This is a genomic window from Streptococcus sp. 9.1, assembly GCF_016648815.1.
GTDB classification, from domain to species: domain Bacteria; phylum Bacillota; class Bacilli; order Lactobacillales; family Streptococcaceae; genus Streptococcus; species Streptococcus salivarius_E.
Map to the genome: position 1 here is coordinate 38,373 of NZ_JACLQS010000010.1, position 23,412 is coordinate 61,784.

At 37.5% G+C, this 23,412-nt stretch carries 26 protein-coding genes and 1 pseudogene; 20 read left to right on the forward strand and 7 right to left on the reverse strand.

Annotated elements, in window-relative coordinates; genetic code table 11:
• Positions 1-64: 64 nt before the first annotated feature.
• The 4 genes from H7T93_RS07500 to H7T93_RS07515 all read right to left on the reverse strand — a co-directional run bounded on the left by H7T93_RS07500 (position 65) and on the right by H7T93_RS07515 (position 2,560).
• On the reverse strand, positions 65-325 hold the full coding sequence (locus tag H7T93_RS07500; protein ID WP_201041725.1) for a helix-turn-helix transcriptional regulator: 261 nt from the start codon (positions 323-325) through the stop codon (positions 65-67).
• A gap of 59 nt (positions 326-384) precedes the next feature.
• Positions 385-1,413, reverse strand: a complete 1,029-nt coding sequence (locus tag H7T93_RS07505) for a replication initiation factor domain-containing protein (protein WP_201041726.1) — start codon at positions 1,411-1,413, stop codon at positions 385-387.
• A 2-nt stretch (positions 1,414-1,415) separates the two neighbouring features.
• Positions 1,416-1,838 carry a hypothetical protein gene (locus H7T93_RS07510; protein ID WP_201041727.1) on the reverse strand — a complete coding sequence of 141 codons (423 nt, stop codon included), beginning with the start codon at positions 1,836-1,838 and terminating at the stop codon, positions 1,416-1,418.
• Between the two features lie 278 nt (positions 1,839-2,116).
• Positions 2,117-2,560, reverse strand: coding sequence for a hypothetical protein (locus H7T93_RS07515; RefSeq protein ID WP_201041728.1), 444 nt, complete (start codon positions 2,558-2,560; stop codon positions 2,117-2,119).
• Positions 2,561-2,718: 158 nt separating this feature from the next.
• Between H7T93_RS07515 and H7T93_RS10045 the strand changes: the two are divergent.
• Positions 2,719-3,060: pseudogene (locus tag H7T93_RS10045) on the forward strand (helix-turn-helix domain-containing protein); the annotation flags it as partial.
• Between the two features lie 602 nt (positions 3,061-3,662).
• Here the strand turns inward: H7T93_RS10045 and H7T93_RS07525 are convergent.
• Positions 3,663-4,025 (reverse strand): MerR family transcriptional regulator, encoded by a 363-nt coding sequence (locus H7T93_RS07525; RefSeq protein WP_002888280.1) that lies wholly within the window; start codon positions 4,023-4,025, stop codon positions 3,663-3,665.
• A 283-nt stretch (positions 4,026-4,308) separates the two neighbouring features.
• Between H7T93_RS07525 and H7T93_RS07530 the strand changes: the two genes are divergently transcribed.
• Entirely contained in the window at positions 4,309-5,064 is a 756-nt protein-coding gene (locus tag H7T93_RS07530; protein ID WP_201041729.1) for an SDR family NAD(P)-dependent oxidoreductase, read from the forward strand.
• 192 nt (positions 5,065-5,256) lie between these two features.
• On the opposite strand, the gene H7T93_RS07535 is transcribed toward H7T93_RS07530, so the two are convergent.
• Positions 5,257-5,868, reverse strand: a complete 612-nt coding sequence (locus tag H7T93_RS07535) for a Fic/DOC family protein (protein ID WP_155124136.1) — start codon at positions 5,866-5,868, stop codon at positions 5,257-5,259.
• Positions 5,861-6,049 (reverse strand): hypothetical protein, encoded by a 189-nt coding sequence (locus tag H7T93_RS07540; RefSeq protein WP_014713950.1) that lies wholly within the window; start codon positions 6,047-6,049, stop codon positions 5,861-5,863. The genes H7T93_RS07535 and H7T93_RS07540 overlap by 8 nt, the downstream gene beginning before the upstream one ends.
• 136 nt (positions 6,050-6,185) lie before the next feature.
• Between H7T93_RS07540 and H7T93_RS07545 the strand changes: the two genes are divergently transcribed.
• The 18 genes from H7T93_RS07545 (at position 6,186) to H7T93_RS07630 (ending at position 23,126) form a co-directional block, all read left to right on the forward strand.
• The gene (locus H7T93_RS07545) at positions 6,186-6,686 is read left to right on the forward strand and encodes a hypothetical protein (RefSeq protein WP_021144854.1); all 501 of its coding nucleotides are present in this window, start codon (positions 6,186-6,188) and stop codon (positions 6,684-6,686) included.
• Between the two features lie 615 nt (positions 6,687-7,301).
• Positions 7,302-7,883, forward strand: coding sequence for a hypothetical protein (locus tag H7T93_RS07550; RefSeq protein WP_021143452.1), 582 nt, complete (start codon positions 7,302-7,304; stop codon positions 7,881-7,883).
• 3 nt (positions 7,884-7,886) lie between these two features.
• Positions 7,887-8,096: a helix-turn-helix transcriptional regulator gene (locus H7T93_RS07555; RefSeq protein WP_002886384.1), complete on the forward strand. Its 210-nt coding sequence runs from the start codon at positions 7,887-7,889 to the stop codon at positions 8,094-8,096.
• Between the two features lie 691 nt (positions 8,097-8,787).
• Entirely contained in the window at positions 8,788-9,204 is a 417-nt protein-coding gene (locus tag H7T93_RS07560; protein ID WP_021143454.1) for an LPKTxAVK-anchored surface protein, read from the forward strand.
• An 87-nt stretch (positions 9,205-9,291) separates the two neighbouring features.
• Positions 9,292-10,128, forward strand: a complete 837-nt coding sequence (gene srtB, locus H7T93_RS07565) for a class B sortase, LPKTxAVK-specific (RefSeq protein WP_002889691.1) — start codon at positions 9,292-9,294, stop codon at positions 10,126-10,128.
• Between the two features lie 166 nt (positions 10,129-10,294).
• Positions 10,295-11,512 carry a CapA family protein gene (locus H7T93_RS07570; RefSeq protein WP_156685489.1) on the forward strand — a complete coding sequence of 406 codons (1,218 nt, stop codon included), beginning with the start codon at positions 10,295-10,297 and terminating at the stop codon, positions 11,510-11,512.
• Between the two features lie 321 nt (positions 11,513-11,833).
• Positions 11,834-12,100: an ACT domain-containing protein gene (locus tag H7T93_RS07575; protein WP_003092287.1), complete on the forward strand. Its 267-nt coding sequence runs from the start codon at positions 11,834-11,836 to the stop codon at positions 12,098-12,100.
• A 17-nt stretch (positions 12,101-12,117) separates the two neighbouring features.
• Positions 12,118-13,455 (forward strand): PFL family protein, encoded by a 1,338-nt coding sequence (locus tag H7T93_RS07580; RefSeq protein ID WP_002886391.1) that lies wholly within the window; start codon positions 12,118-12,120, stop codon positions 13,453-13,455.
• Positions 13,456-13,571: 116 nt separating this feature from the next.
• Positions 13,572-14,276: a histidine phosphatase family protein gene (locus tag H7T93_RS07585; protein WP_175057366.1), complete on the forward strand. Its 705-nt coding sequence runs from the start codon at positions 13,572-13,574 to the stop codon at positions 14,274-14,276.
• Positions 14,263-15,060, forward strand: coding sequence for a M15 family metallopeptidase (locus H7T93_RS07590; protein ID WP_104020588.1), 798 nt, complete (start codon positions 14,263-14,265; stop codon positions 15,058-15,060). The genes H7T93_RS07585 and H7T93_RS07590 overlap by 14 nt, the downstream gene beginning before the upstream one ends.
• Positions 15,057-15,638, forward strand: coding sequence for a glycoside hydrolase family 73 protein (locus H7T93_RS07595; protein WP_004182173.1), 582 nt, complete (start codon positions 15,057-15,059; stop codon positions 15,636-15,638). The genes H7T93_RS07590 and H7T93_RS07595 overlap by 4 nt, the downstream gene beginning before the upstream one ends.
• A 192-nt stretch (positions 15,639-15,830) precedes the next feature.
• Positions 15,831-16,865 (forward strand): heat-inducible transcriptional repressor HrcA, encoded by a 1,035-nt coding sequence (gene hrcA / locus H7T93_RS07600; RefSeq protein ID WP_021143460.1) that lies wholly within the window; start codon positions 15,831-15,833, stop codon positions 16,863-16,865.
• A 38-nt stretch (positions 16,866-16,903) separates the two neighbouring features.
• Positions 16,904-17,428 (forward strand): nucleotide exchange factor GrpE, encoded by a 525-nt coding sequence (grpE, locus tag H7T93_RS07605; RefSeq protein ID WP_021143461.1) that lies wholly within the window; start codon positions 16,904-16,906, stop codon positions 17,426-17,428.
• A gap of 318 nt (positions 17,429-17,746) precedes the next feature.
• Entirely contained in the window at positions 17,747-19,570 is a 1,824-nt protein-coding gene (gene dnaK, locus H7T93_RS07610) for a molecular chaperone DnaK (protein ID WP_070476865.1), read from the forward strand.
• Positions 19,571-19,923: 353 nt separating this feature from the next.
• On the forward strand, positions 19,924-21,057 hold the full coding sequence (gene dnaJ, locus H7T93_RS07615; protein ID WP_002886399.1) for a molecular chaperone DnaJ: 1,134 nt from the start codon (positions 19,924-19,926) through the stop codon (positions 21,055-21,057).
• A gap of 105 nt (positions 21,058-21,162) precedes the next feature.
• Positions 21,163-21,909, forward strand: coding sequence for a tRNA pseudouridine(38-40) synthase TruA (gene truA, locus H7T93_RS07620; RefSeq protein ID WP_021143462.1), 747 nt, complete (start codon positions 21,163-21,165; stop codon positions 21,907-21,909).
• Positions 21,902-22,663, forward strand: a complete 762-nt coding sequence (locus H7T93_RS07625; protein ID WP_201041730.1) for a bifunctional hydroxymethylpyrimidine kinase/phosphomethylpyrimidine kinase — start codon at positions 21,902-21,904, stop codon at positions 22,661-22,663. Before truA ends, H7T93_RS07625 begins: the two co-directional genes overlap by 8 nt.
• Positions 22,653-23,126 (forward strand): ECF transporter S component, encoded by a 474-nt coding sequence (locus H7T93_RS07630; RefSeq protein WP_021143465.1) that lies wholly within the window; start codon positions 22,653-22,655, stop codon positions 23,124-23,126. Before H7T93_RS07625 ends, H7T93_RS07630 begins: the two co-directional genes overlap by 11 nt.
• Positions 23,127-23,412: the final 286 nt, after the last annotated feature.

Consider the following 23,412-nt stretch of genomic DNA (forward strand, 5'->3'; position numbering starts at 1 on the left):
CTCCTTTTTTGAATTGAGCTAGAAAAATACCGTGGCTTCATTATATCAGACCACGGTTAGAATGCTACTGATTTTGTAACCAGTGATTAAGTTCGGCTCTATCAAAGCGGACAGTTTTTCCAATGCGAATAACTGGTAATCCCTTTTTTATCCAAGAATCAAGCGTATTATTGGCAATTCCTAGATACTTACAAGTTTGTTGTTTGTTCAAGAAGGGACTTTCAATGTTGTTACTATCCAATTTATTTTTTATTTCGTTTTCTATAAGCTGGCTAATTAACAGTTGTAACTGATGGATTTGTTCGTCTGGTAAAATCACTTGCATAGTCTTTTCTGTCCTTTCATGATATAATGTTAGCGGTTATTATTTCTAAGGCGATTTGTTTACGGCAAGTCGTCTTTTTGTATGCCCCAAGTGTCGGAGCTCTGGTGTTCACGGACATATTGGTCAATCTCCTTTTCATCGCTGTTAGTAAATTTCGATAATCCCAACTTTAAGAGGTCTTGGAGAAATTGGTCTGCTCTTTCAAGTGTGGTTGCTTCATATTTAGCCACATAGAGTTTGGCTAAAGTCTTTGAGACCTGTTTTTCCGTCCATTGTTCTGATTGTCTAAGCGTTGGCTTGGTACGTTCAATACTCAAGCGTGTTTTGGTTTCCGTCTGGAGGTAATCAAGCCACCATTTGACCGGCTGTCTTCTGCGCTTATTGGTGTCCTTGTCATTAGGTCTGACAAAGCGGTAGTGTCCGTTGATAGCTTCAAAGTAAATGGCTGTTAAAGGTTTTTTAAGGAATATTTGTTGAGCAATGATATTAGCTTTGCCTTGCCAACAACGTAGCTCTGCTCTGACCCAAGAATGGGTCTCATCAGTGATTTTACCTTTTCCTTTTTGTTCCATGAGTTTGTTATAAACACACCATTGTTGACTTCCTCGTGCGCCTATGGTGACCGTCTCACCAACTCGTTCGCCCGTTTCAAGAATTGACCGCTCGTGATAGTCCATATATTGTGCTCTCGTGATACACAAGCCCCGTTTACAATAGGCATAGAGGGTTTGAACGGATAATGCTTTATCGTAGATGTCATTAGCTATATCTATTCGGGTAAAGTTGACCTGATAGCGGTACAGGCGTGTGACCAGAGCTACCCAGTTATTAACGTTACCTGCCATAAATTCCTCATATTGACGACAACCTTTTCCTTTAAGTTCCAGATAGACCCCCATGTTATCTAAGACTTGGTTAAAGTAAACCTTGATGTCTGAACAAGCATAATGGCGTTGATACTTGTTTATTCCCCAAGCATTAAGCGCAAACTTATCTTGGGGAATGAGCAGTATTTCTTCCAAAACTTCCTCTGGTGGAACATCTTTAACAGTGACAGCGAAGTAGTCAATCCTCACGCTGTTGTCCATGTTTAATTACCAAAGATTTTAAGGTCGTTTGCCACTAGTTTTACGCCAGACCAGTTACTACGAGTCATGTTCCACATGAGACGGACTTGAGGATTGACGAGTTCAACGGTCTTATCAAGCAACCCGTCATTTTCTGCTAGTTTTGTAATTTTGTCGAGGTTGTCATGAATTTCAAGCGTAATCGCTTTGAGTTCCTCAATGGCAATGTTCATTTCTTTTAACACTTTGATTTTATCCGCATCTTGAACGCTACAAACTAGTTTGGATGGTTCGTCTGTTCGGACTTGTTCGCCATTTATCTCTTGATACTTATAACTCATACGAGCAGAAAGTACCACTACTTTTTTAGGAAGCATGAATTGACTTTTATCAAGGTTCAATTCGCCAAGTTTAAGTGTTGTGTCAGTTAGTGTTAAGTTTGTCATCGTATTCTCCTTTGTGTTTTTTTAAGTAGTTATCTTTTCTAAACGTACGCAGAATTAGCTTTGAACCTTACTCTCCCAAGGGATTTCAGCGAAAACATCAACTGATTGGCTTTAACCCCAGACGTCTCAAGGGGTTAGCCCTACTTTCGTGTACGTTCGTACCCCCTATTAGTAGTGGGGCACTTATTTTAATGGCAAGTCTCGCCCGTTTCGAGCCCCTACCGCCTTGTGGGCTACCGTGTTGACCACTCGCCCACAGCGTTGGTGCTGTACCGTGCTCACTTGCCAAAGAGTGTTCGCTTCTTAGGGTGTTCTAAGACCTCTATGCGCTTTTCCAGTGCGGTTTGGCGCAAGGTTAGAACTTGATTATCTCTGGTTAGTCCCTCAACCTGATTGTTCAGTTGAGACACTTGAACAGCTAGTCCCTGTACTTGTTTAGTCAAGGGAACAGGTGAGGCACGGGTTGGCGGATAGACTTTGAGAATGGCTTTCTCTAGTCCCAGACTGCCTTTTAAATAGGCAATCTGTTGCAACTGCTCAATGTCACTATCAGTAAAGAGAGTAACCTTACTGTAAGAACGTTTGCCTGTTCGTACTCGGCTTTCTTCAAAGGTATGTCCTGTTAAGCGTTCAATCTTTAAACGCCACTTTTTTAGCGTAGAGACTGAATTTAAACCTGAAACTTGTTTTATTGTTTGATGATAGTCAAAGTAATTAGTCATGTATTCTCCTTTAACTTAAATTTATTTTATATATTTAAAACTTATTTTTACTATTTATATCTATATTATATATCCTTTTTATTATATGTCAAGTATTTTGTTGAAAAATAAGTTTTAAATTGTTAAAATAAATAACAACCAAAACAAAGGAGCTACCTATGACTTATATGATTCATAATTTCGCTTTTAATCTTTCTCGACTTCGTAAGGAAAAAGGGATCAGTCAGACAGAATTGGCGGAAAAACTAAATATTGGAAAACAATCGATTTCTGATTACGAAAAAAGCAAAAGCTATCCAACTTTTGCGACCTTAGATAAAATAGCGGACTTTTTTAAAGCAACACCAGTACAACTTTTTGGGACAAGTCAAGATATTGAACTGGAAAAAGCTGTTCTTAAAACAGATGAATACACAGAAAAGGCTAATAATATCATACAAGCAGTTAAATCTTTTGATGAGTTAGCTCATCAAATAGAAAAATATAATAGTATAGAAGGTTATACTAGTGATACGATTAATAATTTAGCATTTCTATTAAAGAGAGTCCCTATCATATCTCCCAAAACCGACCATCAGCTTTATAAACATATTCCTAGTGGTAAGCTAGTTGAGGCAGAAGATAAAGATGATATTGAAAGTAACTATGAACTTGCTTTTGAACCTAGTGCATTATCTAGATTGCAGTATATGAGTGATGATGAGTTAGCCATAATTGACAAACTGATTTATTTAACTCAAGGTAAACCAATACTTAATAAAGATGGGGAACCATTGACTAGTATTGGTAATGGTAAATACGTTGTAGCAGAGAATGGTGATGAAATTGCCCGTGAAAAATCACCTCTACAGTTATTGTTAGAAAACGAGAGTAAATTAAATAATCTTCTTTAATTTATATGACTAAATTAAAGAAGATTAAAATGTAAAGACTGATGTGAGTGATAATACCTTAAAAATGGAAATGAAAAAAATAAGTATGAATAATTCTATTTTTGCTGATTTGTATTAATTTTTAGGAAAATAAGAGTAAATAGCATAATAAAAAGGGATTGAAAATAAAATTTCAATCCCTTTTTTGGATAAAGAAAATAATAATGGTGCTAATTAGGATTAATACCTAAATAAGTTTTAATTTTCTTTTCAAGAAAATCAATATGTTGGTTAATTTCAGTTTGTTGCTTATGAAGTTCATCAAGTTGAAAAAATAGTAGTCTAAGTCGTTGAGGAATTGTGGAGTCTCCTTTATATCTTAGGTCAGCGTATTCTTGCATATTTTTAATAGACATTCCCGTCTTTTTTAATCTAATAATGAATTGAGTCCACGCTATATCAGAGTCATCATAGTATCTACGATTATTTTCTTCTCTGTGTGAGTAAATCAATTTTTCTTGCTCATAGTATCGAAGTGTGGAAATAGAAAGTCCAGTTTTTTTAGCAAATTCTCCAATAGAATAGTGAGCCATAATATTTTTCCCCCCCTTTTTTTATTATTTTAGCATAATTTTTAAAAAATCAAGAAATTTTCAGTTTTCTCTTGACATAAAGTGCACTTTACTATGTAAAATACATAGCATCAAAGGAATTTGATATAAAGCTAGGAGAGGAGGTAATACCATATAGACGAAAAATTGGTTTGAAGGAATAGAGAGCTCCAAAGGGGCTTAGTGATAAGGCTGTCAAGAACCTTGATGGGAGCAGCGACTCTTATAAAAAATGCAAATAGCAATCTGTAAAGGAGAAAATAGTATGGAACAAACGAAGAATTATACTTGTATTACTGGAGCCAGTGCTGGTATAGGAGCGGAGACAGCAAGACAATTTGCAAAATTAGGAACGAATCTTATTTTAATTGCTCGGCGTCAAGAACGACTAGAAAAATTGAAGCAAGAGATTTTGAACCATTATCCGGATTTAGATGTTGTTATTAAAGTTGTTGATTTATCGAAGTCCAGTAATGTTTTTGAACTTTATGAAAGCTTGAAAAAATATCACATTACTACTCTAATAAATAATGCAGGTTTTGGAAATTATGATAAGGTTGAATATCAAGATTTAGAAAAGATAATAACATTAATCCATCTAAACATTGAAGCTTTAACAATTCTATCAACTCTATATGTGAGAGATTATAAAGATTGTAAAGGCGCTCAATTGATTAACTTATCATCTAGAGGCGGATACATGATGGTTCCAAATGCAGTTACATACTGTGCAAGTAAATTTTATGTCAGTGCTTTTACAGAAGGCTTGGCATTGGAACTAGAGGCAAATCAACATCAATTAAAAGCTAAGGTTTTAGCTCCAGCTGCCACAAAAACGGAATTCGGTCAAGTTGCTACAGATTCGAAAGAATACAATTATGATGAGCATTTTGCTAAATATCACACAAGTGAAGAGATGGCACAATTTTTGATGGAATTATATCAAAGTGACAAAGTTGTTGGTTTAGTTGATGTTACAAATTTTGAATTTCATCTTAGTGGACCACTACTTAATCATTAATTATTTTATTAAATAGAGATAATATGTATTGAATAATAATAGTTGCAGCCATTTTATGACAAGAAAAAAGCTTCTGAAATGTTAGATTTCAGAAGCTTTTTGTCTATCTATTATGATTTAAACCTTGGTAAGTTATAATTTTCTGTGATATTTAGGATATTTAAAAATATAGAAGTATTTTTGTAGACTAATTTACAATTTTTCCAGTATTTTACCAAGTAGTTCTTCTAACTTTCCTAAATCTCCATAGACTGTTCCGTCCATATAAAGATTGTAAACCTCGTCATCTTGCTCCACACGTATTTGTGCAGAATAACCTTTTGATAGTGCTAAGGAACGAATAACTTCTCGTTGAGTTCGTCCATTCCCTTCTCGAAAGGGATGGAAATAATTAAGATTATCAAGAATTTTTGCTAATTGTTTAATAATTTTATTTTTTGAATTAGCAGTTTGATAATAGGTATGAATAAGATGGTTGATATAGTCTTGGGCAGTACTGAAAGATTGTATTGGCATAAAGGGATTCCCGCTTTTTGAGATATTCACCTTGCGATATTGTCCCGCCCAAGCATAGACATCTTGAAATAAATATTTATGAATGGCTAAAATATCACTAATAGAGTAGACTTCTATGGTTTTCAAGCGCAAGTCTGCAAGCCTTCTAGTAACGAATAAATGCTCATTCCGGTAGGCTTCTTCAATATTTGTAATATTTTGTTTGTTGATTAAGACTGTAGAATTTGGATAGGTATATTGGTGATTGGGGTCAATGTACTCATAGCCTTCGTATTGATTTTTAACCAATATTCAATTCCTTTCGTCTGTTGATAACATAAGTTTTTAAATCAATCACATCTTGAACAGTAGGTTCATAATTTTCAATCATTGATGACCCAATGGCATACCAGACAGTATCAAAATCTGAAAAGTTATCAAAGGGAATCCCTAAAATTGTTAATTCTTCTTTATTTACATCAAGAGTCATGGCACACCTCCTTGTATAGAGTTATCCTTATTATACCATAAAATCGGTATTTTCACCTAAAGGATAGAGACTGTTATTAAAGTATGAATTTATGATAAAATAATTTTATCATAAAAAGAAATAGCAGGGGTGTAGCATGGAGGCATATATTACAGAAGCGTTAGTAAAAGCAGGGATTGAGTTGGGAACTCTAACATTTAAAGGAACAACAACACTAGTGAATAGTAAAATTCAATCATTAAAGGAAGAACGTAATGCTGATAAATTACGAAATACTTATGATGAAATTGTAAATGAGTTACTTTCGGAACGAGAACAGGCAATCAGAATTGCTCAGGCATATAAAGAAGAATATGAAAAAGTACATATTGATGATAAAGATATTGAGTATTTACACAACACTTTAGAACAGGTTATTTCTCTGCTATCTTCATTTACTAGTGTTGAAGATGGGAAAGAAGATTCAATGAAACAATTAGTTGCTTTACTTAATAAGGATACTTTAAAGACTATGCAATTATTGGGATTTAATTACAAGGAGGCAATAGGAGAACCTCTAACGGAGGTTTGTTCAAATGCTATAAGAAATAAATTAGGAGGTCTATCATCTAAGAAAAACGTACGTAACAAAAAATAATTTAACTAATGGTGTGAACTTTTAGTATTTATCAGCTCAATTCTTTGTAATTTTGGGGTAAAATTCACACCATTCAGATAAAATTAATTGAAATTGATTGAAATAACGCTTTCAGAAAAGTGTAGAAATGCTTGATATTAAAGACTTTTGAAATTTAGTCAAACAAAAGTTGTTCGAACCAGGTCTTAAGAAAGCTCGTAAAGCATCACAGTTCTCAAAACGTTAATTCGTTGCTGGGAAGCACAATACAAACGAAAATACTTTGCAACTTGCAAGGTGTTTTTTGTATGAGAATTGGCGGTGCGCAATTAGGATAGCTCTAGCGACTTTAGTCGCATAGAGATATGCTATGCATAGTTGCCCCAAGAAAACAAGCGAAGCGACATTTGATTGGATGGCAACCACTGCACTCAAAACGTTAATCGATACGATTATATCAACGTTTCAAAGCACTCAAGAGTTTACCTCATGGGTGCTTTTTTGTATAGATTTCTGAAAATTGTTCAAAATCTTACTAGAGTTTTGTCTTCATCTTGAAATTCTTATAACAATGTGATATATTTATAACAGATAAGGTGTGATGTATTTATAACATGGTGAAAGAAGGTGACGAAAATGAAAATGTCGAAGAACTTAAAGATAATCCTTTATATCGCTAGCGTGCTTATTGTTGTATGTTTAGTTTTATTGCTGGGGAATCACCTACCGATTCTAGCAAAAGGTGCTATTATGACGATGTCTTGGCTTCCTACGTATTTGGCTTGTACGATGCAATCGGTCCTCTCAAAATCAACCTATCAAAAGAAAGAGAAAAATATGTTTGGGATTACTGCAAAATTATATACAGTGCTTGTACTTCTCTCGTCATCGATCTATACAATTGGAGTTTGGCTTCTAACTCCTGGTTCTTTGATTAAGAATATAATGTTAGGAATTGGATTAAGTGTTCAATTGTTATTAATGTTTTACTTCTTATTCAAGAGAATTAATGAAGAACCTGATGAACGATTTTATAGAAATATTGCAAAGTCCTCTTCCATTTTGTTTACAATAGCAATCTTTATATTATTGGGAATTGCAACCTTGATAGCCGTCTGTAAAGTTTTCGTTTTGAATGCTGGATTTCTTTATATTTTGGTGGCTTTTTTACTCTTATTATTTGCCATTACTTACTTTATCATTGAAAAAAGGGGATGAAATATGGCGAAAGAAAGTAAAATAAAGACTAACTTGAAAGAAGTAAGGGAAGCTTATGGTATGACTCAACAAGATTTAGCAGATCAAGTAGGAATACGGAGAGAAACGATTGTTCACTTAGAAAATAACCGCTACAACCCTTCGTTGGAAATGGCTTTAAAAATAGCACAAGTCTTTAATAAACAAGTGGAAGAACTATTTCGTCTGAAATAAGAGAAGTAAAACAATCCAATTGATTTGTGTATTAGTTTTTTGGAGACTTGTTTTTCTGAGAAGAGGTTTTGGTAAGAGGGAGTGTTTTCAAAGGAATTTTCTTGACTTCACCTTAGTTGAAACGCATTCAAAAATAAGATAATAGTTTATTTTTCAAGCATTTTAACCCAATAATAGAACTTTTTAGGCCGAAATACTTTCAAAAATGCTAATGTTTCTCTAATCTATTCAATTTTGAGGTCTTGCATATTATGTAGTTATCATACAAAAGCGCTCAGAGTGAATGAGTACATTCATTTGAAAGATGATATTGTTATATACTTCAAACATATTATCAGTAAAGGGTTTTATGCGTCTATTAAATATCTCTTGATTTTTGGCCAAAAAACTTCACATAATAATGAATGTATATTTTACAAATTATGCTTTTATATATGATTTAAATTTGTATTTAAACTTAGCAGAGGACATAATAAATTACCTAAAATAACATTAAAATTAAAAATTATTAATTATTACTATTTGGTAACAGACTTTAAAACCCCTTTGTTTGTAGGAATTGTAGGATATATTAAAAATTTAAAAAAGTTTTTAAAAATTGTTGACATATCTCTAGATAGTGTTATAATCTATAGATGTCAGGGAGGTCCTGATACTAAATATATAATAATCCATTAGAGGAGAAACAATTATGAAAAAAGTATTGCTTACATCAGCTGCAGTTCTTGCAGTATTCGCTTCATCAGCAGCGGTTTTCGCTAACGACGGTAACGTTCACACTGGAAACCTTGATAACAAAACTGAAGCAACTGGTGGTGACTTCTTCACAAACAACGAAGGTGGTCTTACTCAAGCTGCTAAAGATGGTCTTAACAACGTTGATGCAGATTCAACTAAACAAAAATTTGAAGATGCTGGTGAACACATTGAACCAAAACGTGATGCTAACGGAAACATCATCAAAGATGAATTTGTAGTTACTGATAAAGCTAACGCTAACAAAGACGCTAAAGAAGAAGCTAAAGCTGTTAAAGCTGCAGAACAAAAAGCTCCAGCAGCAGCTAAAGCTGACGCTAAAGCTCTTCCAAACACAGCAGCAGTTAAATAATTAACTGTTATTGCTAAAAAAGAATATCACTGGAGCTTATGCTTCGGTGATATTTTTCTATGGATAAAGAAAAGGATTTGACATTTCATGAGTAATCACAATCGTAAATCTAATGGATCTCGCAATAAACTGATTGCTGGAATTTCTGCCGTAGTAATTGCTGCTTTGGCTATCTTCCTTGGCTTCCAGTTTATGTCTCCAACAGCATCATCCTCTAATGGTGTTAAGAGTGTTTTAACGACTAAAAAAGCAAACACTTATAAAGTTTCAGATGAGGAGAAAGCTTACCTCAAAAATAAATTTGATGGTCTTGAGGCGACAAACCCTGATACTATCGCTTATGTCTATGCACCAGGGACTAAATTGGATGAGCCGGTTGTTCAAACAACGGACAATTCAACCTATTTAGATAAAACATTCGATGGAGGAAACGTTCCATATTTGGGAACTGTCTTCATGGATACAGACAATAAGAAAGATTTCAGTGATCGTTTGACTTGGCTCTTCGGCCATGCTCGAGGCAGTAAGGTTGCTGATAGTCGTATGTTCAACGATGTTAACTACTATAGTGATCAGTCGTTCTTTGATAAACACAAATATGTTGTTATTGAGACGCCTCAACGTAAGTACTATTATGAAGCGCTTGCTATGGTAATTGTGCCTGAAGACACAGCTTTCTATCGTACATCATTTGAAAGCGATAAAGACTTTAAACAACAGTTGGATATTATCTATGATCAAGCAAGTGTTAAAAACAAGGATTTGAAGGTTAGTGCTTCAGATAAATACCTCGTTCTTTCTACTTGTCGTGAGGAAGATGAAACGATTCGTGCCAATCTCTACTTACGTCAAATTCCAGATTCTGAAATGTCTGATTTTGTAGCTAAACACGGTAAAGATTTGGAATACACACCAACACGCTAATCATTAACAAAAACTCTACTTCAGTATGAAGTAGAGTTTTTATCTTGTCTAAGAAAACTGATTTTTTCAATCGTCGTGGAATTGAGATGTAACCGTTTATTAATCTTTTTTATCATCAATGGATAAGTTTTTTTGGTACACTAGAAGTATGAAAAAGGAGAGTATTATGAAACAGAGCCAGGCTAAAAAGCGTGACAATGCGATGACTAATAAGATTTTGATGGGGTTAATTGCTCTTGTCTTAGGTTTGCTTTTTCTTGAGATTTTAATTGTTCATAGTAAGAACGAACAGCAAAAGAATGCCTCGAACCAGGTACAGACAGCCCGTATCATGGCTAATGGGGACTTGCTCTATCATGACGGTCTCTATATGAGTGCCCTGCAGGCAGATGGTAGCTATGATTTCACGGAGAATTTTACTTATGTGAAGCCGTGGTTAAAGCAGGCTGATTTGGTTTTGGGTGATTTTGAGGGAACTATCAATCCTGATTATCCTTTGTCAGGCTATCCTCTGTTTAATGCTCCTCAATCAGTGACCGCAGCTATTAAGGATGCTGGCTATGATGTTATGGATTTGGCTCATAATCATATCTTGGATTCTGGTTTAGAGGGAGCTTTTACAACAGCTGATGCTTTTAAAAAAGTAGGAATTGATCCTGTTGGTGTTTATGAAAAGCCGGTGCGTGACAAGGCGCCACTCCTCATCAAGAATGTTAATGGTATCAAGGTTGCAATACTTTCCTATGCTTATGGTTACAATGGTCTAGAGTCGAACTTAACGGATAAAGAGGTTACAGACCACTTATCGAATTTGGATGAAAAGCGTATGAAAGCTGAGATTCAGCGTGCAGAAAAAGAAGCAGATATCACGGTTATCATGCCTCAGATGGGTGTTGAGTATCGTTTGGAACCGACAGATGAACAGGTTAAACTCTATCATAAGATGATTGATTGGGGTGCCGATATTATCTTTGGAGGTCATCCTCATGTGGTTGAGCCTTCAGAGGTGGTTAAAAAGGATGGGCAGCAAAAACTTATTATTTACTCAATGGGGAATTTTATCTCTAACCAGCGCATAGAGACTATGGATGGTGTGGATAGTGCAGAGTGGACAGAGAGAGGTGTCTTAATGGATGTGACCCTTGAGAAAAAGAATGGTCAAACCACGATTAAGACGGCTCAAGCACATCCGACTTGGGTTAACCGTACGCCTAAAGGAACAACTTCGCCAGAGGGGTATCCTTTGTATACTTACCAAACTTATATTTTAGAGGATTTCATTAAAGGTGGTAAATATAGAAATAAACTAGATGAAGAGACTAAAGAACGTATCGATACTGCCTATAAAGAAATGAATGCCCATGTTAATTTAAAATGGAAATAAAGCTAAGATATCGCCTAAATTTGGCGGTATTTTTTGTTTATCGACAAGTTACCCACAGACTTATCCACAGGTGTGGATAAGTCTGTTAACTGTGTTGAATATTGATTTTTCAAGGTTTTAAAAGAAGGAAATTATTTAGGTTGTGAACAAGTTTATCCACAAGTAGTTAGGCCAAAGAGAGGATGTTTTCATAAACGATATTGGTTAAATTTCTCGGAAATATTCGTTTTTTTCGAGAAAAAAGATGCAAATTTCATAAAAAATAGCATTTTTAATCAAAATATGCTAAAATTATACAAAATAAAATGATGGAGGCTTCTCATGAAAGCGATTATTACAGTTGTAGGTAAGGACAAAGCAGGTATTGTTGCGGGTGTTGCGACTAAGGTGGCAGAACTTGGCTTGAATATTGATGATATTTCTCAAACAGTTCTTGATGAATTCTTTACCATGATGGCGGTTGTATCATCGGAAGACAAACAAGATTTTACACACCTACGTGCTGAATTGGAAGCCTTTGGTGAGTCATTGAACGTTAAAATCAACATCCAAAGTTCAGCAATTTTTGATGCTATGCACAACTTGTAAGATAGGAGTAGCTTAAAATGGATATTAAACAGGTCACAGAAACCATTGCCATGATTGAGGAGCAGAACTTTGATGTTCGTACCATTACCATGGGGATTTCACTCCTAGACTGTATCGATTCAGATATCGATAAGGCGGCGGAAAAAGTCTATAACAAGATTGTATCTAAGGCTAAGAATTTGGTAGCTGTTGGTGACGAAATTGCAGCTGAACTTGGTATTCCGATTGTTAATAAACGTGTGTCTGTTACTCCGATCTCAATCATCGGTGCGGCAACAGATGCAACAGACTATGTACCTTTTGCGAAGGCATTAGACCGAGCAGCTAAGGAAATCGGCGTTAACTTTATTGGTGGTTTCTCTGCACTCGTTCAAAAGGGCTATCAAAAAGGTGATGAGATTCTTATTAATTCTATTCCACGTGCGCTTGCAGAGACTGATTTTGTCTGCTCATCTGTCAACATTGGTTCAACAAAGACTGGTATTAACATGACAGCAGTACGTGACATGGGACGTATCATCAAAGAGGCTTCTGAGGCAGATCCAATGGGCCCAGGTAAATTGGTGGTCTTTGCTAATGCGGTTGAAGATAATCCATTTATGGCGGGTGCCTTCCATGGTGTTGGTGAGGCTGATGTTGTAATCAATGTTGGGGTTTCAGGTCCTGGTGTTGTGCAACGTGCAGTTGAGAAAGTTCCAGGCGAAAGTTTCGATGTTCTAGCTGAAACAGTTAAGAAGACCGCCTTCAAAATCACACGTGTTGGTCAGTTAGTTGGTCAAATGGCCAGCGAACGTCTTGGTGTCGAGTTTGGTATTGTAGATTTGTCTCTTGCGCCAACACCAGCAGTTGGTGATTCAGTAGCCCGTGTACTTGAAGCGATGGGTCTTGAAGTTGTTGGTACGCATGGTACTACTGCAGCTCTAGCCCTTCTTAACGACCAAGTTAAAAAAGGTGGTATTATGGCATGTAACCAAGTTGGTGGTTTGTCAGGTGCCTTTATTCCAGTTTCTGAAGATGAAGGTATGATTGCTGCGGTTCAATCTGGTCATATCAACCTTGAAAAATTGGAAGCCATGACAGCTATCTGTTCTGTTGGTCTAGACATGATTGCTATTCCTGCTGATACGCCAGATACAACAATCGCGGCCATGATTGCTGACGAAGCAGCTATCGGTGTCATTAACCAGAAAACAACAGCTGTTCGTATCATTCCTTATGGTAAGGAAGGTGACATGTTGGAACTTGGAGGTCTTCTTGGTTATGCACCAGTAATGAAAGTAAACAAGGCTTCATCGGCTGATTTCATTGCGCGTGGTGGTCAAATCCCAGCTCCTGTTCACAGCTTTAAAAACTAAGCGGATGATAAATGCTTTGCCAATTGGTAAGGCATTTTCTGATGGTCTCGTTGGCTAGATAGTCGAGGGGATTTGTGCTATAATGAATTCAAAAAATGACGGAAAGAAGGGGTGCTATGAGTAAGGTTAAGTTGTATATTGCGAGACACGGCAAAACGATGTTTAACACCATTGGTCGTGCACAAGGTTGGTCTGATAGCCCTTTGACCCCGTTCGGTGAAGAAGGTATTCGTGAATTGGGGGTAGGTCTGAAAGCAGCAGGTATCCCTTTCAAGGCTGCATATTCTAGTGATTCAGGTCGAACGATTCAAACTATGGATATCATTTTACGTGAGACGGGTTTAGAAACTATTCCTTATAAACGTGACAAACGTATTCGTGAGTGGTGTTTTGGTAGTTTAGATGGTGGCTATGACGGTGAACTTTTCTACGGTGTGCTACCGAGAACAGATGCTTTTCAAGGTAAGGATTTGCATGAGGTAACTTATCCTGAGCTTGCACAAGGTATCCTTGATGTGGATACGGCTGGTTGGGCAGAGCCTTGGGAAGTGCTCAGAAAACGTATTTTAGAGGGGTTCACAGCTATTGCAGAAAATCTTGAGAAGTCTGGTGGCGGTAATGCTATTGTCGTTAGTCACGGTATGACCATTGCAACCTTTGCTTGGTTAATTGATCCTTCTGTCGAGCATCCTTCATTGGACAACGGTTCGGTCACTGTTGTTGCTTATGAAAATGGTAAATTTACATTAGAAGCGCTTGGCGATATGACCTATCGTCAGGTTGGGCGAGAGATAATAGAAAAAGAAAATGGTAAAAAATAACTATCCAAGTCGCCGTCAGGCGAAAAAGCAAACCAACTGGTTTTTGGTTATCAGCAGTGTCTTGATTGCAGTTCTTTTAGTTGCAGCAGGACTTTATTCAGTATTTGGTGTCAGCCGTACAGTCCAACAAACCAATGGATCGTCAGTAACAAAAAGTAGTAAACAAGCTACCGATGCGACTCAAAGCAAGGATACAAAGGGACTACCTGATGTATCGCCTAAAGACTGGCAATTGCTTTTGGTAAATCGAGATAATAAGTCTAAAGAACTTAACCCTGAGATTGCTGACGTTGATGGTGTTTCTGTAGATGCAAGAATTGCTAAGAACGTTAAGGAGTTTTTAGCGGCTGCTCAAGAAATTGATCCAAGTTATCACTTGATATCAGGTTATCGTAGTGTTGCTTATCAGACAGAACTTTATAACAGTTATGTTCAGCAGGAAATGGCTGCTGACCCAAGTTTGACGGAGTCTCAGGCGGAGAAAAAGGTTCAAACCTATTCACAACCACCAGGAGCGAGTGAACACCAAACAGGTCTTGCGATTGATATGAGTACTGTAGATAGCTTAAATGAAGCAGATCCAGATACAGTAGCTAAAGTCAAAGAGTTGGCGCCGAAATATGGCTTTGTTCTTCGTTTTCCAGATGGTAAAACATCGTCAACGGGTGTAGGCTACGAGGATTGGCATTTCCGCTATGTTGGTAAAGAGTCGGCAGAGTATATGACTGAACATAATCTTACTTTGGAGGAATATTTGGCATTATTAAAGGAGAAAGCTAAGTGAGACGACGTTTTAAACTAAAAGCCTTCATTACCTTAGTTGTTGTTTTTGCTTTAGGTATTCTCTTACCTTTGATTCTTCATGCCTCTACAGATGATAATGCTCGTGCGGTAAAGGTTGCTTACACACAGCAAGAATTTATTGAGACCTTAGCTCCAACAGCTCAAAAGATGTCTAAAAACTATGGTGTACCTGCGTCTATTCTCCTTAGTCAAGCTGCATATGAGTCAAATTATGGTAGCAGTCTTTTATCTGTTAAATATCATAACATCTACAGTCTCCCTGCTCAGCCAGGTCAAGAACGTATTCGTTTAAAGGATAGTATCTACAGTAAAGGGAAATGGCAATACCAAAAGGTGGATTTTGCAGTTTTTAAGGATTGGTCAAGTTCTATGATGACTTATTTAGAAGAACTTCGCCAAGGAACATGGGGCGAGTCGACCTATAAAGAGGTAGCAGGAACGACTAGTTATAAAGTTGCGGCAGAAAAACTACAAGCTGCGGGTTTTAGCAGTGATCCAGATTATGCCAAACACCTCATATCTATTATTGAGACCTATCATTTGTCAAAATATGATTGATAAGATTAGAGTGCCTCTGAGGTGCTCTTTTTTTGCTTTTCTAGGTCTTAAGATGTATTTTTAGCACTCTTATTATAAGAGTGCTAATTTTTTGGTTTTTTGGGTTGACATGTTCAAGTTTAGGTGTATAATAGAATCATAAGTTAGCAGTCGATGTGTTAGAGTGCTAATAAATAGAAATGAGGTGACATCGTGATTACGCAAAGGCAAAACACTATTTTGAATTTGATAGTTGAGATGTTCACTCGTACACATGAACCGGTTGGTTCTAAAGCATTACAAGAATCAATTGATTCGAGTTCAGCGACCATTCGTAATGACATGGCCAAGCTTGAAAAAATGGGCTATCTTGAAAAAGCTCATACTTCTAGTGGGCGTATGCCAAGCCGAGCAGGTTTCCAGTATTTCGTCGCTAATTCTTTGAATCTTGATACGATTGATGAACAAGATGTTTATCAAGTGGTCAAGGCCTTTGATTTTGAAGCCTTTAAACTTGAAGATATCTTGGATGCAGCGGCGAAGCTGCTGGCAGAAATGACAGGATGTACAGCAGTGATTCAAGATGTGGAACCGACACGACAACGTCTGACTGGATTTGACATTGTTCATCTATCCAATCACGACGCTTTAGCGGTTCTTACTCTAGATGAATCTAAGCCTGTGACAGTTCAATTTGCTATTCCAAAAAATTTCTTGTCTAGTGATTTGGAAATTCTTCATAAGCTTGTTCAAGAACGTTTTTTAGGAAACACTGTCTTAGAGATCCATTACCGATTGAGAACTGAGATTCCTCAGATTGTGCAAAAGTATTTCAAGATAACAGATAATGTTCTAGATTTGTTTGATTATATCTTTTCACAACTTTTTAAGGAATTGATTTTCATCGAAGGTAAGGTTGCATCACTGACTTATGCCGACTTAAAAACCTATCAATTTTTGGACAATCCACAACATGTGGCACTTGAGCTTCGATCAGCTATCTCCGATGATGAAGTGACCAAGATTTCGGTTGCAGAATCAACTGAAGAAGCGCTTGAAAATGTCACAGTTATGAGTCATAAATTCCTAATTCCTTATCGTGGGATGGCACTCATGCATGTGATTGGTCCAGTTGAAATGGATTATCGTCGCATGGTTAGTTTGGTCAATGTTATTAGTAGAGTTTTGGTTATGAAGTTGACGGATTATTACCGTTACCTCAATAGTAACCATTATGAAGTTAGCTAAAATATAACATTTAAAAAGTATAGAAAGAGGTGTATGCCTTGACTGAAGATATTAAAAAAGAAGACGTGAAAGAAGAGGAAGCTACGGAGACAACTGAAGAAGTTGTAGAGGAAGTAAGCGAACCTTCTGAACTTGAAGAAGCCCAAGCGCGTGCCGAAGAATTTGAAAACAAATACCTTCGTGCCCATGCAGAAATGCAAAACATTCAGCGACGTGCAAATGAAGAACGTCAACAATTGCAAAAGTATCGTAGCCAAGATTTGGCAAAAGCGATTTTGCCATCACTTGATAACCTTGAACGTGCTCTTGCCGTTGAGGGCTTGACTGATGATGTCAAAAAAGGTTTGGAAATGGTGCAAGAAAGTTTAGTGCATGCTCTTAAAGAGGAAGGAATTGAAGAAATTCCAGCTGATGGTGATTTCGATCATAACTTCCACATGGCAATTCAAACAATGCCTGCAGATGATGAACATCCAGCAGACACGATTGCACAAGTTTTCCAAAAAGGATATAAACTCCACGAACGCGTCTTACGCCCAGCCATGGTAGTTGTATACAACTAGGATACAAAGTCCGTAAAAGCTCACAGTAAAAATAGGAGATTGACGAAGTGTTCGATGAACACAAGGAAATCTATCTTTTTTACCCAGAGCTTAGGGCGTGTTCAACTAGGCAATTCTGACGGTTGCTGAAGCAACTCGTCAGAAAACGGCAAGCGCCATAGCGATTGCCTAGCCTCCTTACTAACTCGTCGTCAAAATAAAATCGATTTCGACTTCTTGTGTCGTAACATAATTGAAAACTTGTCCGAAATGACAGAAAACTATGAATGAAAGATAAAAAAAGCAAAATAGAAATTAAAGTAAAAAGGGGAAAAACATATGTCTAAAATCATTGGTATTGACTTAGGTACAACAAACTCAGCAGTAGCAGTTCTTGAAGGAACTGAATCAAAAATTATCGCAAACCCAGAAGGTAACCGCACAACTCCATCTGTTGTGTCATTCAAAAACGGTGAAATCATCGTTGGTGACGCTGCAAAACGTCAAGCAGTAACAAACCCAGATACAATCATCTCTATCAAATCTAAGATGGGTACTTCTGAAAAAGTTTCTGCAAACGGTAAAGAATACACACCACAAGAGATTTCAGCTATGATTCTTCAATACTTGAAAGGTTATGCTGAAGATTATCTTGGTGAAAAAGTAACTAAAGCAGTTATCACAGTTCCTGCTTACTTCAACGATGCACAACGTCAAGCAACAAAAGACGCTGGTAAAATCGCTGGTCTTGAAGTAGAACGTATCGTCAACGAACCAACAGCAGCAGCTCTTGCTTACGGTTTGGATAAGACTGATAAAGAAGAAAAAATCTTGGTATTCGACCTTGGTGGTGGTACATTCGACGTATCTATCCTTGAACTTGGTGACGGTGTCTTTGACGTGTTGGCAACTGCAGGGGATAACAAACTCGGTGGTGATGACTTTGACCAAAAAATCATCGACCACATGGTTGAAGAATTCAAGAAAGAAAATGGAATCGACTTGTCAACAGACAAGATGGCTCTTCAACGCTTGAAAGATGCAGCTGAAAAAGCTAAGAAAGACCTTTCTGGTGTTACTTCAACACAAATCAGCTTGCCATTCATCACTGCTGGTGAGGCTGGACCTCTTCACTTGGAAATGACATTGACTCGTGCGAAATTCGATGATTTGACTCGTGACCTTGTAGAACGTACGAAAACTCCAGTTCGTCAAGCCCTTTCAGATGCAGGTTTGAGCTTGTCAGATATTGACGAAGTTATCCTTGTCGGTGGTTCAACTCGTATCCCTGCCGTTGTAGAAGCTGTTAAAGCTGAAACTGGTAAAGAACCAAACAAATCAGTTAACCCTGATGAAGTAGTTGCCATGGGTGCTGCTATCCAAGGTGGTGTTATTACTGGTGATGTCAAAGACGTTGTCCTTCTTGACGTAACTCCATTGTCACTTGGTATCGAAACAATGGGTGGAGTGTTCACAAAACTTATTGACCGCAACACTACTATTCCAACATCTAAATCACAAGTCTTCTCAACTGCAGCAGACAACCAACCAGCCGTTGATATCCACGTTCTTCAAGGGGAACGCCCAATGGCAGCAGATAACAAGACTCTTGGACGCTTCCAATTGACTGATATCCCAGCTGCACCTCGTGGTATTCCACAAATCGAAGTTACTTTCGATATTGATAAGAACGGTATCGTATCTGTTAAAGCTAAAGACCTTGGAACTCAAAAAGAACAAACAATTGTCATCCAATCTAACTCTGGTTTGACAGACGAAGAAATTGAAAAGATGATGAAAGATGCTGAAGCAAATGCTGAAGCAGATGCAAAACGTAAAGAAGAAGTAGATCTTCGTAACGAAGTTGACCAAGCTATCTTTGCGACTGAAAAAACAATCAAAGAAACAGAAGGTAAAGGCTTCGACACAGAACGTGATGCTGCTCAATCAGCTCTTGATGAACTTAAGAAAGCTCAAGAATCAGGCAATCTTGATGACATGAAGGCTAAATTGGAAGCTCTTAACGAAAAAGCTCAAGCTCTTGCAGTTAAACTTTACGAACAAGCTGCAGCAGCACAACAAGCTCAAGCAGGAGCAGAAGGTGCACAAACAGCAGATAACTCAGGCGACGATGTTGTAGACGGAGAGTTTACTGAAAAGTAAGATGTAAAGTCCATTAAAACCTCACAGTAAAAATAGGAAGATTTTTCTTTTTCACCAAGAGGTTAGGGTGTGCTCAGTTCGGTAAGGTGTTGAGCTTAGCTAGTAAATGATAAAAAGAAATCCAGAGGTTGCAAACCAGCCTCTGTTTTTCGCTAAAATAAGTGAAGTGAATATAAGATATAGTTTTACTTCGTATCGTAACAAATATAAAATAGAAAGGAACAAAGAGTGTTCGTCGTTGAACACGGGCTAGGGATTAAGCCAAAAAGATAGTTGGTTTCAAGGGACTAGGTGTTCATCTTCAAAACTATTACTTTGGCTTTCTCCATTAGATGCCCTTTGTATCTAAAATTATGAACAATACCGAATATTACGATCGTCTTGGGGTATCTAAGGATGCCTCTCAAGATGAAATTAAACGTGCCTATCGTAAGATGTCTAAGAAATACCACCCAGACATTAATAAAGAACCGGGTGCGGAAGAAAAATATAAAGAGGTTCAAGAGGCCTACGAAACTTTAAGTGATGACCAAAAACGTGCAGCCTATGACCAATACGGACCAGATGGTGCGAATGGTTTTGGTGGTCAAGGAGGCTTTGGTGGCTTCGATGGTGGTGCAGGCTTTGGTGGCTTTGAGGATATCTTCTCTAGCTTCTTTGGTGGTGGTGCTACTCGTAACCCGAATGCTCCACGTCAAGGTGATGATCTTCAGTACCGTGTCAACCTAAGCTTCGAAGAGGCGATTTTTGGTGCCGAAAAAGAAGTTCACTACAATCGTGAAGCAACATGTAAGACATGTTCGGGATCTGGTGCAAAACCTGGCACAAGCCCTGTAACTTGTGGTCGCTGTCATGGTCAAGGGGTTATCAATGTCGATACGCAAACACCACTTGGTATGATGCGTCGTCAAGTAACCTGTGATGTCTGTCATGGAACAGGTCAAGAAATTAAAGAGCCATGTCAAACTTGTCACGGAACAGGACATGAAAAACAAAGCCACAAAGTATCTGTCAAGATTCCAGCAGGTGTTGAAACAGGTCAACAAATCCGTCTTGCAGGTCAAGGTGAAGCTGGTTTCAATGGTGGTCCTTATGGAGACCTCTTTGTAATCATCAATGTTAATCCAAGCGATAAGTTTACTCGTGATGGATCAACAATTTACTATACACTTAACATTTCCTTTGTCCAAGCTGCTCTTGGTGATACTGTCGAAGTACCAACAGTTCACGGAAATGTTGAGATGACCATTCCAGCAGGGACTCAAACAGGCAAAACTTTCCGTCTAAAAGGAAAGGGGGCTCCACGTCTTCGTGGAGGTTCACAAGGAGACCAACACGTTACAGTTAAGATTGTAACTCCTACGAAGCTAAACGATGCTCAAAAAGAAGCTCTCCTTGCATTTGCCAAAGCAAGTGGTGATGAAAAAATCGCACCACAGAAAAAAGGTTTCTTCAATAAAGTAAAGGATGCCTTAGAAGATTTATAAAGGAAGGACGTTGAAGGCGTCTTTTTCTTTATTTCGAAAATTGTATGGGGTCAGTTGCTAATCGACCTACTTCTTATCCTTGAAAAAATCTGATATGATAATCTTATGGTTAGATACAAAGCGACAATTTCCTATGATGGTACACTTTTCTCAGGTTTTCAAAGACAACCAAATGCACGTTCTATTCAAGAAGAACTTGAAAAGACTCTCTTACGGTTAAATAGCGGAACACCTGTCACCGTTCATGGAGCGGGTCGTACAGATGCAGGTGTTCATGCCTATGGACAAGTTATACACTTCGATTTGCCCCAGGAGCGGGATCCAGAGAAGTTACGTTTTGGTTTAGATACACAATGTCCAGATGACATTGATGTTGTTAGTATTGAACTTGTATCAGAAGAATTTCATGCACGATACAATAAACACAGTAAAACCTATGAGTTTCTAGTAGATGCAGGGCGACCTAAGAACCCCATGATGCGTAATTATGCGACCCACTATCCCTACCCTCTAAGTTTAGCACCTATGCAGAAGGCTGCTAAGGATTTGGTCGGTACACATGATTTTACAGGCTTCACAGCTTCAGGAACTTCTGTAGAAAATAAAGTACGCACAATTACTCAGGCTAGTGTATCTATCGATGAGAAAACTGGATTTTATATCTTTACTTTTTCTGGCAATGGTTTTCTCTATAAGCAAGTTAGAAATATGGTCGGTACCTTGTTGAAGATTGGCAATGGTCGCATGCCTGTTTCACAAGTTAAGACAGTGTTGGAAAGTCGTGATCGTAATCTCGCAGGACCAACGGCAGCAGGAAATGGATTATATTTGAAGGAGATAAGATATGAGTGATGAATTGATTTTAGCGATTTCAGGGAATGATATTTTTAGTGGTGGCGGACTTCATGCAGATTTAGCGACGTTTACCACTAATAAACAGCATGGATTTGTGGCTCTTACCTGTTTGACAGCTATGACTGAGAATGGTTTTGAGGTCATTCCGGTTGATACTAATGTTTTTAAACAACAACTTGACTCACTAAAAGATGTCCCATTCTCAGCAATAAAAATTGGTTTGTTGCCTAACGTTGAAATCGCAGAATTAACGTTGGATTTTGTTAAAAAACATCCTGATATTCCAATTGTCTTGGATCCCGTTTTAGTATGTAAGGAGACTCATGACGTTGAAGTTTCTCAACTACGTGATGAATTGGTTAAATTTTTCCCTTATACCACGGTTATCACTCCGAACTTACCTGAAGTCGAACTGCTTATAGATAGAAAGGTTAAGACTATTGATGACATGAAGCATGCGGCTAGCTATCTCAATGAATTAGGTGCTAAGACTGTCGTTGTCAAAGGTGGAAATCGCTTGGATGGTAATAAAGCGATAGATGTCTTTTATGATGGAACAGACTACAAATTGTTTGAAGAAGCTGTGCTGGATAAAAATAATACCGGTGCAGGATGTACATTTGCTTCAAGTATAGCTAGTGAATTAGTTAAAGGATGTTCAGAAACTGAAGCTGTGGCAAATGCTAAAGCCTTTGTTTATGAATCAATTAAACAATCAAATGAATTTGGAGTAGTTCAATATGCAAAATAAGAAAACAAAAGAGCTAACATTATTAGCTATCTTAACTGCTTTATCAGTGACCTTTGGATTCGTAGCTAAAATTCCGACTCCAACAGGGCTTTTAACTTTGGTAGATGCAGGAATCTACTTCACATCCTTCTATCTTGGCAAGAAAGAAGGAGCAATTGTAGGAGGATTATCTGCATTTTTGATAGATTTGCTATCATCTGCTCCGCAATGGATGTTCATTAGTTTGTTAATCCATGGTGCACAAGGTTATTTTGCTGGATTTAAAGGTAACTATCGTATCCTAGGCCTTCTGATTGCTACAATTGTGATGGTGGGTGGCTATGCACTTGCTTCAGTATTTATGTATGGAACAGGAGCTTCAATCGCAGAAGTGATTCCTAATTTCTGCCAAAACGCTCTCGGCCTAGTCGTTGGATGGGTATTGTATCAAGGATTCAAAAAGGTTCAATCTAAAAAAGATTAATAGCTTTACTAAAATCCTATTGACAAGTATTGATTTGGGTGATAAGATATAAAAGTTGTCTTAACTGACTTGCCACAAACTTGAAAAGGTTCCAAAACTTTAAAAAAGTTATTGACAAGACAGGCCAGAGATGATATTATAAATAAGCTGTTTCGCGAGAGATAGCAGACACGAGAAGTAAAAAAACTTCAAAAAAGTGTTGACAAGGTATTCTAGATTTGCTAGAATATAGAAGTTGTCTTAAGAGAGACAAAGACCTTTGAGAACTGAATAAGAAACCAAGTGC